The following is a 14864-nucleotide window of genomic DNA, read 5'->3' on the forward strand; positions in this document are numbered from 1 at the left end:
GTTCCATGGACCTGTTCAGCAAGGCTCCCGTCGCCCAACCCCTGGCCGCCCGCCTGCGCGCCGCCAGCCTGGACGAGTACGTCGGTCAGGAACACCTGCTCGCCCGCGGCAAGCCGCTGCGCGAGGCGCTGGAGCAGGGTGCGCTGCATTCGATGATCTTCTGGGGCCCGCCGGGGGTGGGCAAGACCACCCTGGCGCGGCTGCTGGCCCAGGTCACCGACGCCCACTTCGAGACCATTTCCGCGGTGCTCTCCGGGGTCAAGGAGATTCGCCAGGCGGTCGAAGTCGCCCAGCAGCACGCGGCGCAGTACGGCCGACGCACCATCCTGTTCGTCGACGAGGTGCACCGCTTCAACAAGTCGCAGCAGGATGCCTTCCTGCCCTATGTGGAAGACGGCACGCTGATCTTCATCGGTGCCACCACCGAGAACCCCTCCTTCGAGCTGAACAACGCCTTGCTCTCGCGGGCTCGCGTCTATGTGCTGAAAAGCCTCGACGAGGCGGCCCTGCGCAAACTGGTGACGCGCGCCCTGAGCGACGCCAGGGGGCTGGGCGAGCGCCGCCTGAGCCTGCCGGATGCCAGCTTCCAGATCCTCCTGGCCGCCGCCGACGGCGATGGCCGGCGCCTGCTCAACTTCCTCGAGAACGCCGCCGACCTGGCCGACGACGGCGGCGAGATCAGCGTCGAGATGCTGCAGGACCTGCTCGGCGACAGCCGCCGGCGTTTCGACAAGGGCGGCGAGGCCTTCTACGACCAGATATCGGCGCTGCACAAGTCGGTGCGCGGCTCCAGTCCGGACGGCGCGCTGTACTGGTTCGCGCGCATGCTCGACGGCGGCTGCGACCCGCTGTATATCGCCCGCCGCGTGGTGCGTATGGCCAGCGAGGACATCGGCAATGCCGACCCCCGGGCGCTGACGCTGTGCCTCAATGCCTGGGACGTGCAGGAGCGCCTGGGCAGCCCGGAAGGCGAGCTGGCGGTGGCCCAGGCCATCGTCTACCTGGCCTGCGCGCCGAAGAGCAATGCGGTGTACAACGCCTTCAAGGCGGCGCTGCGCGATGCCGCCGAGCACGGCTCGCAGGAGGTGCCGCTGCACTTGCGCAATGCGCCGACCAAGCTGATGAAGGAACTGGGCTACGGCGACGAGTACCGCTACGCCCACGACGAACCGGAGGCCTACGCGGCCGGCGAGGACTACTTCCCCGAACAGCTGGCGCCACGCCGCTACTACCAGCCGGTGCCGCGCGGCCTGGAGCTGAAGATCGGCGACAAGCTCAGGCACCTGGCCGAGCAGGATCGGCTCAGTCCACGGCAACGGAGGAAGCCATGCTAGGCGCCACCCTGGCCGTGGCGGCCGGCGGCGCGGCGGGTTGCCTGCTGCGCTTCGCCACCGCGAACTGGATCAATGCCCACTGGCCGCAGCACTTCAATATCGCCACCCTGGCGGTGAACCTGCTCGGCTGCCTGCTGATCGGCTACCTCTACGGCCTGTTCCTGCTGCGCCCGGAGGTACCGCTGGAGGTGCGTGCCGGCCTGATCGTCGGCTTCCTCGGCGGCCTGACCACCTTCTCTTCCTTTTCCCTCGACACCCTGCGCCTGCTGGAAAGCGGCCAGGCGCCGCTGGCCATCGGCTACGTGGCGCTCAGCGTGTCGGGTGGCCTGCTCGCGACCTGGGCCGGCCTATCTTTCACCAAACTCTGATCGACGAGAACCCGACATGCTCGACTCCAAACTGGTGCGCACCCAACTGCAAGACATTGCCCAGCGCCTGGCGACCCGCGGCTTCGAACTGGATGTAGCGCGTTTCGAGGCGCTGGAGGCCCAGCGCAAGACCGTGCAGACCCGCACCGAACAACTGCAGGCCGAGCGCAACAGCCGCTCCAAGGCCATCGGCCAGGCCAAGCAGCGCGGCGAGGATATCGCCCCCTTGCTGGCCGACGTCGACCGCATGGGCAGCGAGCTGGACGCCGGCAAGCAGGAGCTGGATGCCATCCAGAGCGAGCTGGACAGCCTGCTGCTGAACATCCCCAACCTGCCCCACGAATCGGTGCCGGTGGGCGACGACGAAGACCACAACGTCGAAGTGCGGCGCTGGGGCACGCCGAAGACCTTCGACTTCGAGATCAAGGACCACGTCAGCCTGGGCGAGCAACACGGCTGGCTGGACTTCGAGACCGCCGCCAAGCTGTCCGGCGCGCGCTTCGCCTTGCTGCGCGGGCCGATCGCCCGCCTGCACCGTGCCCTGGCGCAGTTCATGATCAACCTGCACACCGCCGAACACGGCTATGAAGAGGCCTACACGCCTTACCTGGTCCAGGCGCCGGCCCTGCAGGGCACCGGCCAGCTGCCGAAGTTCGAGGAAGACCTGTTCAAGATCGGCCGCGAGAACGAGGCCGACCTGTACCTGATCCCCACCGCCGAGGTATCGCTGACCAACATAGTCGCCGGCGAAATCCTCGACGCCAAGCAGCTGCCGCTCAAGTTCGTCGCCCACACCCCGTGCTTCCGCAGCGAGGCGGGGGCCTCCGGTCGCGATACCCGCGGCATGATCCGTCAGCACCAGTTCGACAAGGTGGAGATGGTGCAGATCGTCGAGCCGAGCACCTCCTACCAGGCGCTGGAGGAGCTCACCGGCAACGCCGAGAGGGTCCTGCAGCTGCTCGAGCTGCCGTACCGGGTGCTGGCCCTGTGCACCGGTGACATGGGCTTCGGCGCGACCAAGACCTACGACCTGGAAGTCTGGGTGCCGAGCCAGGACAAGTACCGGGAGATCTCCTCCTGCTCCAACTGCGGCGACTTCCAGGCGCGGCGCATGCAGGCGCGCTACCGCAACCCGGAGACCGGCAAGCCGGAGCTGCTGCACACCCTCAACGGCTCCGGCCTGGCGGTGGGCCGCACCCTGGTGGCGGTGCTGGAGAACTACCAGCAGGCCGACGGCAGCATCCGCGTGCCGGAGGTGCTCAAGCCCTACATGGGCGGCATCGAAGTGATCGGCTGACCCGCAGGGCGGAAAGGACCCCGGGTCTTTTCCGCCAGACGCTCCCTCGGTGGAAAGCGCCTCGCGGTTTTCCACCCTACCTTTCTAGCTCGTCGAGGCCGCGATGGATTTCCTACCCCTGTTCCACAAGCTGCAGGACCGTCGGGTGCTGCTGGTCGGTGGCGGCGAGGTGGCCCTGCGCAAGGGGCGCCTGTTGGTCGATGCCGGTGCGACGCTGCGAGTAGTGGCGCCCGAGGTGCGCGACGAGCTGCGCGCGCTGGCCGGGCAGGGCGCCAATCAGCTGTTGTTGCGCGGTTACCAGCGCGAAGACCTGGCCGGCATGGCGCTGGTCATCGCCGCCACCGACGACGAGCCGCTCAATGCGCAGATTTCCGGACAGGCCCAGGCCCTCGGCATCCCGGTCAATGTGGTCGATGCGCCGAAGCTGTGCAGCGTGATCTTCCCGGCGATCGTCGACCGTTCGCCGTTGATCGTCGCGGTCAGCAGCGGCGGCGATGCGCCGGTGCTGGCGCGGCTGATACGGGCCAAGATCGAGACCTGGATTCCCGCCGCCTATGGCCAGCTGGCCGGCCTGGCCAAGCGTTTCCGCGCCCAGGTCAAAGGCCTGTTTCCCGATGTGCAGCAGCGCCGGGTGTTCTGGGAGGAGGTATTTCAGGGCCAGGTGGCCGAGAGCGTGTTCGCCGGCAAGCTGCACGAGGGCGAGCGCCTGCTCGAGGCGAAGATCGCCGGGGCTGCCCCCAGGGCGCTGGGCGAGGTGTACCTGGTCGGCGCCGGCCCGGGCGACCCCGATCTGCTGACCTTCCGCGCCCTGCGCCTGATGCAGCAGGCCGACGTGGTGCTCTATGACCGCCTGGTGGCGCCGGCGATCATCGAGCTGTGCCGGCGCGATGCCGAGCGCATCTACGTCGGCAAGCGCCGCGCCGAGCACGCCGTGCCCCAGGAACAGATCAACCAGCGCCTGGTGAGCCTGGCCAAGGCCGGCAAGCGGGTCCTGCGCCTGAAGGGCGGCGATCCCTTCATCTTCGGCCGTGGCGGCGAGGAGATCGAGCAGCTGGCGGCCGAGGGCATTCCCTTCCAGGTCGTGCCGGGCATCACCGCGGCGAGCGGTTGCGCGGCCTATGCCGGCATTCCCCTGACCCACCGCGACCATGCGCAATCGGTACGCTTCGTCACCGGCCATCTCAAGGACGGCAGCTGCGATCTGCCCTGGCCGGAGCTGGCGGCGCCGCGCCAGACCCTGGTGTTCTACATGGGGCTGGTCGGCCTGCCGCTGATCTGCGAGCAGCTGATCGCCCACGGCCGCGCCGCGGATACGCCGGCGGCGCTGGTCCAGCAGGGCACCACCAGCAACCAGCGGGTATTCACCGGCACCCTGGCCAACCTGGCCGATCTGGTCGGCGATCACGAGGTGCATGCCCCGACCCTGGTGATAGTCGGCGAGGTGGTGCAGCTGCGGGACAAACTGGCCTGGTTCGAGGGCGCCCAGGACCAGGTCTGAGTCTGGAGGTACTGCCTCGGGCGCACGCCTCGACAGCCGATCAGGTTTTCTGCCAGACCCCTCTGCCGGACAGGCGCGCGCGATCATGGGGGCGGGCGAAGTCCAGCATCGGTCCGCGTGGCACTATGCCGCTCGGGTTGATGCTGGCGTGGCTGGCGTAGTAGTGGTTCTTGATGTGCGCCAGATCCACGGTCTGGGCGACGCCCGGCCACTGGTACAGCTCGCGCAACCAGTGGGACAGGTTGGGATAGTCCTCGATGCGCCGCAGGTTGCACTTGAAGTGGCCGTGGTACACCGCATCGAAGCGGATCAGCGTGGTGAACAGGCGCCAGTCGGCCTCGCTGAGGTACTCGCCGGCCAGGTAGCGGCGCTCGCCTAGCAGCGCCTCCAGGCGCTCCAGTTCGTCGAACAGCTCGCCGAAGGCCTCTTCGTACGCCGCCTGGGTGGTGGCGAAGCCGGCGCGGTAGACGCCGTTGTTGACCGCCGGGTAGATGCGCGCGTTCAGCGCATCGATCTCGCCGCGCAGTTCTGCCGGGTAGAAATCCAGGCGGTCGCCGGTAAGGCCGTCGAAGGCCGAATTGAACATGCGGATGATCTCCGCCGACTCGTTGCTGACAATGCGCTGGCGCTGCTTGTCCCACAACAGGGGCACCGTGACCCGGCCGCTGTAGCGGGCGTCGTCGGCGGTATAGCGCTGGTGCAGGAAACCGTGGCCATCCAGCGCATCGCCCGTGGAGCCGTGCTGCGGGTCGAAGGTCCAGCCGTCGCCGCGCATCAACCAGCCGACCACCGAGACGTCGACCAGGCCCGCCAGGCCCTTGAGCGTGCGCAGGATCAGGGTGCGGTGGGCCCAGGGGCAGGCCAGCGAAACGTACAGGTGGTAGCGTCCGGCCTCGGCCGCAAAGCCGCCTTCGCCGCTGGGGCCGGGGGTGCCATCGGCGGTGATCCAGTGGCGCCGCTGGGCGCTCTCGCGCTTGAACTGGCCATCCTCGCCCGTGTCGTACCACTGGTCGTGCCAGCGTCCATCGATCAGCAGCCCCATTGCGCCCGTCCTCTTCTGTTGGAAAGTAGAGGCTCAGTCTATCCAGGACTTATCGATAGAAAAGCGCAAAATAATGGCTTATATAATCGGATAACTAGATTGGTTTCCGGGCATCCCAGCGCCGTTGCGCCTCGACGAAGGCCTCGTCACGCGGTTTGCCCAGGGCGCGCAGGGCCAGCGCCATGGTGCTCAGCACGGCCAGCCGGCCGTAGGCATCCTCGGCTTCGCCGCGCCAGAACGCCTGTAGATGAGCGGGCTCCAGGCGCTCGGGCTTGACGTGGCGCTGGGGCGACAGCGGCGGCCAGTCCTCGTCCCAGTTGGCCCCGTCAGCCGTGCCGTAGAGGTGGCTGGTGGCGTCGGGGTTGATCTCGATCTCGCCGCCTTCGCCCTTGATCACCACGGCGCTGTCGCCGAGCAACTGGCTGGCCTCGCGGTGCACCGCCTGGTAGCCGGGGTGGAAGATGCTCTGCAGGCCACAGCGTGCGCCCAGCGGATTGAGGATGCGCGCCAGGGAGTGGATCGGCGAGCGCAGGCCCAGGGTGTTGCGCAGATCGATCATCCGCTGCAGCTGCGGCATCCAGGCGCCCAGGGGGATGAAGGCCAGGCGCTGGTCGTCCAGGGCGCGGCCGACTTCGTCCCAGTTCTGGCACCGGGGGATGGCCAGCGGGTCGAGGCACTGCTCGCTGTACAGGCGCCCGGCGGTGTGGGCGCCGCCGCCGTGCAGGAGGATGCGCGTATCGCCCTGCGCCAGGGCCTTGGCCGCCAGCAGGAACCAGGGCAGGTGGCGCTTCTTGCCGGCATAGCAGGGCCAGTCCAGATCCACGGCTATAGCGGGGGCGTGCAGGCGCTCGCGGATCGCCTCGGCGAAGCCGGCCATCTCCTCGGCGCTCTCCTCCTTGTGCCGCAGGAGCATCAGGAAGGCACCGAGCTGGGTGTCCTCGACTTTGCCGTCCAGCAGCATGGCCATGGCCTCGCGGGCCTCGGCACGGGTCAGGTTGCGCGCGCCGCGCTTGCCCTTGCCGAGGATGCGCACGAACTGGGCGAAGGGGTGTTCGGGTGGGGCTACGAGGTTCATAGGCAATTCGTCGGTTTGGGCAGGCCCGCCAGCTTGGCGGCGAGTTTGGCGGGAGCGCCTTTGAACAGCAGGTTGAGGTGCAGGCTGTTGCCTTTCTCCGGCCCGAGCTTGAGCGCCACGTACTTGATCAGCGGGCGATTGGCCGGCGACAGCTGGAACTCGGCGTAGAAGGCGCGCAGCACGCGGAGGATTGCCCAGTGGTCGGCGCCCAGGTGCAGCCCTTCCTCGCGGGCCAGGGCTTCGGCCACCGCTTCGGACCAGTCGTCCAGTGCGGCCAGGTAGCCGTCCTTGTCCAGGGCGATGGCCTGGCCATCGATCAACAGCTGCTTCATAGCCAGCTGTTGACCTTGGCGAAACGGCAGGTGAGCGCGACGAACTGCGGGTAGTCGACCCGTTGCACTCGCGCAGGTACTGCTAGGCCCCGTGCGTCCAGGTCTTCGGCCAGGGCGAACAGCTCGACGCCCTCGGGCAGCTGCTCCAGCGCCTGGTGCGGCGCGCTGCCGGCGCTCAGGGCATACACCGCATCGCCGCTGAGCAGCAAGCCATCGGCGCAGCCGAGCAGGCGCAGGCAGCTGTTGAGGCGGTCGTCGGCAAAGGGCGAGTGGGAAAGCAGGTGCAGGGTAGGCATCAGAGGGTGATCACCTGGTCGTAACGGTCGATGAGTGCGCGCAGGCCGGCGTCGTCCAGTACGTCGGCCGCCAGCGCCAGTTCCTGGCTGGCCAGGCCGCGCTCCTGCAGGCTGTGCGCCGAGGCATACAGCGACTCCACGCCGAACATCGGCAGGGCCTGCAGGTTGGCGCCCAGGTCTTTCTGTTGCAAGGTCTTGGATCGTTGCCCCCTGGCCAGCTGGAATACGCCGTCGTCGAGAAACAGCATGGCAATCGGCAGGTCGAAGGCGCCGCCGGCCAGGGCGATGTCCAGGGCTTCCCGTGCGCCGGGGCCGGCCCAGGGCGGCTGGCGGCTGATGATCAACAGGGATTTGCTCATGTCATGGTCCTCCGAAGCACACCAGGCGATCGGCTGTCTGCGCCGCCTCATGCAACTGGCCCAGGCCGGACAGCTCCCAGGGCGCCTCCAGGCTGGCCGCACTGCGGCCATAGCGCCGGGCCTCCTCCGCATTGAGTACGCCGCGGCGCAGGGCCGCGGCGATGCAGACCACGGCGTCGAGTCGCTGCTCGCGGACGAACTGGCGCCATTCGCTGGGCAGGTCCAGTTCATCCTGGGCGCAAATCACGCTGCTGGACGCGCTGTGCACGCCGTCCTGATAGAAGAACAGGCGCACAATCTCATGGCCAGCGTCCAGGGCCGCCTGGGCGAAGCGCAGGGCGCGGCGGGAGGAGGGCGCGTGGGGAGCGGAAAACAGGGCAATGGCGAATTTCATAGGGCGGCCAAGCGGGAAACCTGCCGGAATGATAAAGCCTGCGCGCGTAAGATGCTCGCCGCGGAAATGAAAAAGCCCGCCGAAGCGGGCTTTCGATGGGGGCTACTCGATCAGTCGTCGCCCATCAGGCCGAACAGTTGCAGCAGGCTGACGAACAGGTTGTAGATCGACACGTACAGGCTGATGGTAGCCATGATGTAGTTGCGCTCGCCGCCGTGGATGATCGCGCTGGTCTGATACAGGATGCAGGCCGAGGAGAACAGCACGAAGCCGGCGCTGATCGCCAGTTGCAGGCCGCTGATCTGGAAGAAGAAGCTGGCCACGATGGCGCCCAGCAGGACGAAGAAGCCGGCGGTGATGAAGCCGCTCAGGAAGCTCATGTCCTTGCGTGTGGTCAGCACGTAGGCGGACAGGCCACAGAACACCAGGGCCGTCATGGAGAAGGCCGAGCTGACCACTTCAGCACCGTTGGCCATGCCCAGGTAGCGGTTGAGGATCGGGCCGAGCGTATAGCCCATGAAACCGGTCAGGGCGAGGGTGGATACCAGCCCCCAGGGCGAGTTGCGCAACTTGGCGGTGAGGAAGAACAGGCCGTAGAAACCCACCAGCACCACGAAGATGTTCGGATAGGGCACGTTGGCGCGCTGGGCCAGGAACGCCACCAGGCCGCTGAAGGCCAGGGTGATGGCCAGCAGGCCGTAGGTGTTGCGCAGGACGCGGCTGACTTCTTGTTGCTCAACCTGCGAGTGGCTGAGTGCGTAATCTTGTTCGCGCATGGCGACACTCCTTATTAATGCAGTGCGGATGGTTCCGTGGTCAGAGCTGGTTTCGATCATAACAGAGCATAGGACAGTGCCAAGGCACAGAGTTTGACAGTGTGTTGCGTTCCGGTAAGATTGCCGCCCGCACGACGCCGGAAGCGTGGCAGAGCGGTTGAATGCAACGGTCTTGAAAACCGTCGAAGGGGAAACTCTTCCGTGAGTTCGAATCTCACCGCTTCCGCCACATAAGCCTTTGATTTTGTTGATTATTTTTCCAGAAATCTGCGTTTGGCAGCGGAAATGGCAACAAATCTGGCAACAAAAAGGCCCAGCAGGGGGTGTTTTCACACCTTGCCGGGCCTTGTTTGTTTAGGGCTCAGAGACCCAGTGCGGCCTCTACCAGCTTGGCCATATCAGGCCCGTCCTCGTTGATCCATTTGCCGTAGTGGCGCCACACCATTTGCGTTGATGTGTGGCCCAGTTGATCGGCCACCCAATCCACCGTGACCTTACCGCTCGAGAGCATCTGGCTGGCGAATGTATGCCGGCATTGGTTCGGCCCGCGGTGCCTTACTTGGGCCTTCTCCAGGTGGGCATTCCACCAGCCGTTTCGGTAGTTATCCGCCGTGCTGTAAGCCCGGCCGCTGGCCTCGTTGTGGAACACGAACCGCACGCGCTGCTTACGCACTGACCGGTTGTCCCGATCGGTTACGCCGATCTCCACCGCCGGCAGCTCGCCCGTCAGCTTGTACTGCCGCTGCAGGGCCTCCAGGGCAGGGCGCAGCAGCTTGATGCGCCGCTTCGAGCGCCTGGTCTTGGTCACCTTGTACTGGCTGCGCACGCGCGCCCGGCGGAACGTCACTTCGCCGCTTTTCAGGTCGACATCCTCCCAAGCCAAGGCGATCGCCTCGGATATGCGCGGCCCGCTCCACAGCATGAACTGCGCCAGGTTCACCTCCTGCTGCCGCTCGCTCGGCGTCTGCAGAATGGCGCGGATCTCCTCGCGGGTGAACGGATCCGGCTCATCCGGGTCCGGCTGGCGGATGTGGATGCCCTCAACCGGGTCGTGCGCCGAGCGATTGCGCGTGCGGTACAGGCGGAACACCTGACCCACGTAGCTGACGATGTCCTTGATCGTCTTGTTGTGCAGCTTGGGCATCAGCTCATCCTGCACCCAGGCCTGCAAGCTCAAATGGTCGATGTCCTCGATCAACTCGTTCGCCCACTTGGGCCGGATGTGGTTCTCCACCCGGCTCACATAGCCCCGGTAGCTGCTCGCCGCCACCTCGTTACGCTTGATGCCCAGCCACAGGTCCAGATAGAACCCAAAGCGGTTCTGCTCGAGCGCCGCGCTCTTGGGGAAGTGGCGGGCATAATCGAAGCTGCCGGTGTCGATCTCATAATTGATCGAGGCCACAAGCCGCTCGTAGTGCGCAATCCTCTCGGCAGTCGCCGGCCCCTTTACCGGCTCCCAGCACATCTCGCCGTTGTAGCGAAAGTAGATGCGGATGGACTTCCCACGCACCTGAACTCCATTTGCCATCTGCGTCCCCACGCTGCTGCAAAAAACCAGCTTACCGGCCGGCATACAAAAGGCCCGTCGCCGGGCCTAGAAAGGTTATGTGATTGTTCTAGGCGCGAGCCTTTCGCGCCGACGCATCTATTGGTCGCCCCAGCGCAACTTCGGCCAGCGAGCGTATGGAAAACTGCCGTGGCACCACCGGCCAGGAGGGCGCATCGGGCTGATGCATAGGCTCACCGGGCTGGTGGTGCTTCCTGGGCGCTCCCCTAACGCACCCACGCCATCAACAGCTCAGGCACCTGATTCCCAATAACCATCAGCAACACCAGCGCAGCCAGGCTGCCAGCGCAGGTGAGGGCGGTTTCTCGCCAGATGGATGGGTGGTGGTGTGGCTTCTCCATGGTGCTTCTCCTTTTTGCGGTGGTGGTCTGTAGAGGCAGCCCCTACGGCTTCTTGAAAATCCAGCACTTCACCGTGGTGCTACGCGCCGCCAGCGGGTTACGGGTGTTGAAGGCGGCACGCACGGCGCTGTCCACGCACTTGTTGGCCTCCACGTAGGGGCGGCTGCGGCTGTTTTTCAGCAGGTTGCGCAGGGTGGCGATGTCGGCCAGCTTCTGGCGGTGCTCGGCGGCGCGTTCGCAGAACTCGTTAAGGTTGATGGCGATCAGGCCCTCGTTCTTGCTGTGGTTCACCACCGGGTCATCGCCGATCGACTCCAGGTACTCGTAAACCTCCCAGAACTCCGCCACCTCCAGCGGGTCGGCGTTGATCGCGCCCTGGCGTTCCACCGCCATGCGCTCCAGCTCGGCCAAGGCATTGCCGTGCTGGCGCTCGCTCAGCGGCACGATGGTCGCCAGGGCGTCTACCAGCGCCATCAACTGGGCGTGGTTCTTGATGATCCGCTCCACGCGAATTTGGCCCAACGCCCGCAGGGCCTGCTCATGCACCCGCACCTGGCGGCGGAACACCTCCAGCACCGCCTGCTCGGCCTTCACCGCCAGCAGCAGAAAGTGGCTCACGTCCAGCGCCGTGAGGTGGTTGAGGTTATCTGCCGCCACTCGGCTGGCGTCGGTCACCGAAGGGCGCACAAAGTGCAGCTTCACGATCCGGGTGAGGATGGCCTCGCTGGCCGCCACCGTGGCGTTCTGGCTGATGGCGATGGTCCCGCGAAAGGGCGGCTCGTGCGTCTCGTTGCCGGCCGTCTTCACCCCGGTCACCCCTAGGGTGCCGCCGTTGAACAAGGGCTTGAGCTCGTCCCAGTCGTACCCCTTCACTGGGCCGCGGTCGTTGTCGTTGCGGTCGGCCTCCAGCAACACCAGGGGCATGCCGGAAACCTGGCCCATCCAGCGGCGCAGGCCCGCGCGGCTCATCTTCGACGGGTCCTTGCCTTCCTCGTCCGGGCGGCCCAGCAGCTTCCACAGGAACATCAGCAGGGTCGACTTGCCCGCGCCGGCCTCGCCGGTCACCTCCAGGAAGGGGAAGCTCTGGAACTCCGCGCGGATCTGCTCGGCGAACAGCGAGCCGAACCAGAAGGCCAGGCCGATCACCCCCTGGGCGCCAAAGCAGGTCCACAGCCAGTCCAGCCACTCGGCGCGGTAGCCCTGGGCGTCGCGGGCAATCTCCAGCTTGATGGACTTCTGCAGCGTCTTCAGGCGCAGCTGCTTGAACTCGAAGTAGTCCTCGGCGTTGGCCTTCTCCACGATGCCACCGCGCACCGCCAGCTCGCCGAACACATAGCAGCCGTGCTCCTTGCTGTAGCCGATGTAGTCGATGGTCTGCACGGTTTTCAGGCCGTACAGCTGGTCCTTCATAATCTTGTCCAGCTGTGCGCCGCTGCCGGTGAACACCGCGCCGGCGGCCATGCCCAGCAAGCGCTTCTTGAACTCGCTGGCCGCCGCCACCTGGCCACCGGTGAAGGTGTTGCGCACCGCCGGCGCGTCGTGGGGGAAGTCCACGCGGAAGTAGTACCAGCTCTCGTCCGTCACCTCGTTGCGCTGGAAGTACAGCGCCTGCGGGTAGCAGTTGGCGATCTCCACCACCGTGCCGCACTGGCGCAGCGCCTTCTCGCGGCGCTGCTTTTCGTTGAGCAGGGCGTCTTCGTGGCTGTCGGAGTTCTCCAGCTGTTGCCTGGCCTTGTTGTACTTCTCCACGTCCATCCTGAACCAGTACAGGCGGTTCTCGAAGCCGAAGTGAAATTCAAGGCGCTCGCGCCAGTCGTACATCAGCATGCCTTTCTCGGCGGCGCTCTCGGCGATCAGCAGGGCGCCGTGGTAGCGGGCTTCTGCCAGGTCACGCTCAATGCGCTCGGCGCGCTTGTCCGCGTCGTCGATAAAGGCCCAGCGCTGGTGCAGGTCGTTCCAGTCCACCTTACGCTCGCGCTGGGGTATCTGCGCCGCCTCGCAGGCATAGCCCAGCTCCCGGGCCAGGCGCACATGCTTGCGGGTGTAGCGGTGGCCGCTGGGCTCGTTGTCCAGCGCCCACACCAGGCGCGGCAGCTTGCCGCCACGGTTGCGCGCCAGGGCCTTGAGCGACTCCTCGGGGAAGTAACCGCTGCCCATGGCCGCCACCGCGGCGATGCCGTGGTGCAGCAGGGCGATGGCGTCGAAGATGCCCTCGACGATCCACAGCTCCTTCACCTCCAGCAGGTCCACGCACGGCGGGCACCACCAATGGCCGCGCGGGCTCTGCCCGGGGGCGAAGCGTGCCTTCTTCTTGCCGAAACGATGCGGCCGGTCGATCAGCCGCTCCCAGTAGCCGCCTTTCTCCAGGGCGAAGCGCACCGTGGCGCTGCCAATGCCCAGGTCGCGGTCCCAGTAGTTTTCCTGGCTGTACCAGCCCTTGATCAGGCCCAGGTCGAAGCCGCGGGCGAACTGCAGGTAGCTGTCGGCCGTCGCGCACGGGTTGTCATCGGTTGCTGGCGCACGCTTGCTCCAGTCGTCGAACAGGTCCTCGAACAGCTCCTTCACATGCCACTGCTCGCCGCACTTGCTCTCCCGCCCGCAGCGGATGAACCAGGGCTCGTCCTGGCGCGAATACAGCTCCCGCTTGCCGCAGCTCGGGCAGGTGCCCTTGCGCAGGTACGCCGTGCCCTGCACAGGCTGCAGGCCATAGTCCGCCTGCAAGCGGCGCAGCACCTCGCTGCGTATCTCCCGCGCCATCGCCTTCACGGCCGTTCCCCCAGCGCGGCCAGCAGCTTGCGCAGCTCCCGTGCGCTGCGGCTGATGCCGGCAATGTGCGGGTGGTCGGCCAGCACGCGCTGCGCCCGCAGGCCCTCCGGCACATAGCGGTAGCGGTCGGAGTACCAGCAGTCGGCCATCGCCTGCTCGTACTGGCTGGCCAGCCAACGCAAGTAGGCCCGGCACTGCTGCCGGTCCAGCTGGATTGAAACGGTGATGTCACTCATAGGGTCACCAATCGGGCGCAACTTGCCCCTACCCACGCAAGGCGGGCATAGGGCAGGGGGTTAACGGGGCTTAGCTGACGGCGCGCAGTCGTCGTCGGGCGGGGGACTCAATCAGGTGCTGCACAATCAGCGCCACCGGCACGGCAAAGGTCATGCCGCTGCCTGGGTCGGTAATCATCGCGGTATGGCTGCTGCTACTGGCCACATCCAGTTGCAGGCGCAGGCCTTGGGAGCGCAGCTCGCCATAGGCCAGGCCCACCAGGTTCTCGGCCATGTACAGCGGCACGTCCAGCGCGTGCTGCAGGTGGCTCACCGCGCGGGTGAACAGCAACTGCTCGTTGCCCAGGTACTCGCCCTGGTGGCGCTGCAAAAACGCCATCGCGGCGGCCTGCATGCTGTCGCGGTATTCCGTTTCGCTGGGGATGTTCATGCGCTTGCCTCCGCTGCATCGAGCAGGTCCAGTTGATCGGTTTTTTCCCGCAGGTCGCGTCGCGCCTGCATTCGCTGTATCGCCGGCGCCACCGGCAGCACCACCAGCGGCTTCTCCATGCCCGAAGGGCTCAGGGCGTAATCCCACGTCAGCGAGCCGCTAAACGTGGCCCCGCAGGGCAGGTGCATGCACTGCGCGTACATACTGCGAAACACTGGCGTTTGCCCCTCGCTATTGCGAATGCGCATGCGGTGCCCGCAAGCTGGGCAAACGAGCTTGTAAACGCTCATGGCTCAATCACCACGGAAGGAGTAACCAGTATGTCCACCGCCGACCTCTGCGCCACTCAACTCGACAGGTTGATCAGCAAAACCCACACCCTCGAAGTCGCGGTGGCCCTGCGCAACCTGTTCGCCATGGGCTGCCTGCTGGTGGCGCAAGGCCAACGGGAGCAAGGCCTCAAGCTGTGCAACGATGTGGTCCGCACCCTCGACGAGACGGGGCACAAAACCTACCTCGACCAGCTCTTCGCCGCCCTTGGCCGCGAACCCATCCGGATTGCGCGCAGTGTAGGGCCGAGCAGAGAACTGCTGGACATCCTCAGCTCTCCCGCAGTGGGTAGCCACTGAAACCAGGCCAGGGCGCGGCGGACACTCGCGAAAATGGGCCAGCAAGCTGTCGATGCCCTGGCTTGGGTCCACCTCGCCCAGGTCATCCGCACAGCGCACATTGAAACCCGCCTGCCGCAGGCAG

General features: G+C 66.3%; 18 protein-coding genes and 1 tRNA gene. 6 read left to right on the plus strand and 13 right to left on the minus strand.

Annotation, left to right across the window (positions count from 1 at the left end; translation table 11 throughout):
• Positions 1–5: 5 nt before the first annotated feature.
• From I0D00_RS00925 to cysG, 4 genes are all read left to right on the plus strand, one after another.
• Positions 6–1334: a replication-associated recombination protein A gene (locus tag I0D00_RS00925; RefSeq protein ID WP_213637890.1), complete on the plus strand. Its 1329-nt coding sequence runs from the start codon at positions 6–8 to the stop codon at positions 1332–1334.
• Positions 1328–1702 (plus strand): fluoride efflux transporter CrcB, encoded by a 375-nt coding sequence (gene crcB / locus I0D00_RS00930; RefSeq protein WP_213637891.1) that lies wholly within the window; start codon positions 1328–1330, stop codon positions 1700–1702. Before I0D00_RS00925 ends, crcB begins: the two co-directional genes overlap by 7 nt.
• A gap of 16 nt (positions 1703–1718) precedes the next feature.
• A complete protein-coding gene (serS, locus tag I0D00_RS00935; protein WP_213637892.1) occupies positions 1719–2999 on the plus strand; it encodes a serine--tRNA ligase in 1281 nt (426 codons plus the stop codon).
• A 103-nt stretch (positions 3000–3102) separates the two neighbouring features.
• Complete coding sequence (gene cysG / locus I0D00_RS00940) at positions 3103–4497, plus strand: siroheme synthase CysG (RefSeq protein ID WP_213637893.1); 1395 nt, start codon at positions 3103–3105, stop codon at positions 4495–4497.
• Between the two features lie 40 nt (positions 4498–4537).
• On the opposite strand, the gene I0D00_RS00945 is transcribed toward cysG, so the two are convergent.
• The 7 genes from I0D00_RS00945 to I0D00_RS00975 form a co-directional block, all read right to left on the minus strand.
• Positions 4538–5539, minus strand: a complete 1002-nt coding sequence (locus I0D00_RS00945) for a glutathione S-transferase family protein (RefSeq protein WP_213637894.1) — start codon at positions 5537–5539, stop codon at positions 4538–4540.
• Between the two features lie 94 nt (positions 5540–5633).
• Positions 5634–6614, minus strand: coding sequence for a glycosyl transferase family protein (locus I0D00_RS00950; protein WP_213637895.1), 981 nt, complete (start codon positions 6612–6614; stop codon positions 5634–5636).
• A complete protein-coding gene (locus tag I0D00_RS00955; RefSeq protein ID WP_213637896.1) occupies positions 6611–6946 on the minus strand; it encodes a TusE/DsrC/DsvC family sulfur relay protein in 336 nt (111 codons plus the stop codon). The genes I0D00_RS00950 and I0D00_RS00955 overlap by 4 nt, the downstream gene beginning before the upstream one ends.
• A complete protein-coding gene (gene tusB / locus I0D00_RS00960) occupies positions 6943–7242 on the minus strand; it encodes a sulfurtransferase complex subunit TusB (protein WP_213637897.1) in 300 nt (99 codons plus the stop codon). The genes I0D00_RS00955 and tusB overlap by 4 nt, the downstream gene beginning before the upstream one ends.
• The gene (gene tusC / locus I0D00_RS00965) at positions 7242–7601 is read right to left on the minus strand and encodes a sulfurtransferase complex subunit TusC (protein ID WP_213637898.1); all 360 of its coding nucleotides are present in this window, start codon (positions 7599–7601) and stop codon (positions 7242–7244) included. Before tusC ends, tusB begins: the two co-directional genes overlap by 1 nt.
• Before the next feature lies 1 nt (position 7602).
• On the minus strand, positions 7603–7995 hold the full coding sequence (tusD, locus tag I0D00_RS00970; protein WP_213637899.1) for a sulfurtransferase complex subunit TusD: 393 nt from the start codon (positions 7993–7995) through the stop codon (positions 7603–7605).
• Positions 7996–8105: 110 nt separating this feature from the next.
• Positions 8106–8771, minus strand: coding sequence for a Bax inhibitor-1/YccA family protein (locus I0D00_RS00975; RefSeq protein ID WP_213637900.1), 666 nt, complete (start codon positions 8769–8771; stop codon positions 8106–8108).
• A 139-nt stretch (positions 8772–8910) separates the two neighbouring features.
• Here I0D00_RS00975 and I0D00_RS00980 point away from each other — a divergent pair.
• Positions 8911–9000: transfer RNA gene (locus I0D00_RS00980), tRNA-Ser, on the plus strand.
• 132 nt (positions 9001–9132) lie between these two features.
• On the opposite strand, the gene I0D00_RS00985 is transcribed toward I0D00_RS00980, so the two are convergent.
• The 6 genes from I0D00_RS00985 to I0D00_RS01005 all read right to left on the minus strand — a co-directional run bounded on the left by I0D00_RS00985 (position 9133) and on the right by I0D00_RS01005 (position 14401).
• Positions 9133–10299, minus strand: coding sequence for a tyrosine-type recombinase/integrase (locus I0D00_RS00985; RefSeq protein ID WP_213637901.1), 1167 nt, complete (start codon positions 10297–10299; stop codon positions 9133–9135).
• A 245-nt stretch (positions 10300–10544) separates the two neighbouring features.
• On the minus strand, positions 10545–10679 hold the full coding sequence (locus tag I0D00_RS21630; RefSeq protein WP_274611207.1) for a hypothetical protein: 135 nt from the start codon (positions 10677–10679) through the stop codon (positions 10545–10547).
• Positions 10680–10721: 42 nt separating this feature from the next.
• Positions 10722–13436: a toprim domain-containing protein gene (locus I0D00_RS00990; protein WP_213640190.1), complete on the minus strand. Its 2715-nt coding sequence runs from the start codon at positions 13434–13436 to the stop codon at positions 10722–10724.
• A 5-nt stretch (positions 13437–13441) separates the two neighbouring features.
• Positions 13442–13681: a hypothetical protein gene (locus I0D00_RS00995; RefSeq protein ID WP_213637902.1), complete on the minus strand. Its 240-nt coding sequence runs from the start codon at positions 13679–13681 to the stop codon at positions 13442–13444.
• Between the two features lie 70 nt (positions 13682–13751).
• Positions 13752–14111, minus strand: a complete 360-nt coding sequence (locus tag I0D00_RS01000) for a hypothetical protein (protein WP_213637903.1) — start codon at positions 14109–14111, stop codon at positions 13752–13754.
• Positions 14108–14401 (minus strand): ogr/Delta-like zinc finger family protein, encoded by a 294-nt coding sequence (locus I0D00_RS01005; protein WP_213637904.1) that lies wholly within the window; start codon positions 14399–14401, stop codon positions 14108–14110. The genes I0D00_RS01000 and I0D00_RS01005 overlap by 4 nt, the downstream gene beginning before the upstream one ends.
• A 30-nt stretch (positions 14402–14431) precedes the next feature.
• Between I0D00_RS01005 and I0D00_RS01010 the strand changes: the two genes are divergently transcribed.
• Positions 14432–14740: a hypothetical protein gene (locus tag I0D00_RS01010; RefSeq protein ID WP_246533155.1), complete on the plus strand. Its 309-nt coding sequence runs from the start codon at positions 14432–14434 to the stop codon at positions 14738–14740.
• Positions 14741–14864: the final 124 nt, after the last annotated feature.

This window comes from Pseudomonas lalucatii (assembly GCF_018398425.1).
GTDB lineage: Bacteria > Pseudomonadota > Gammaproteobacteria > Pseudomonadales > Pseudomonadaceae > Aquipseudomonas > Aquipseudomonas lalucatii.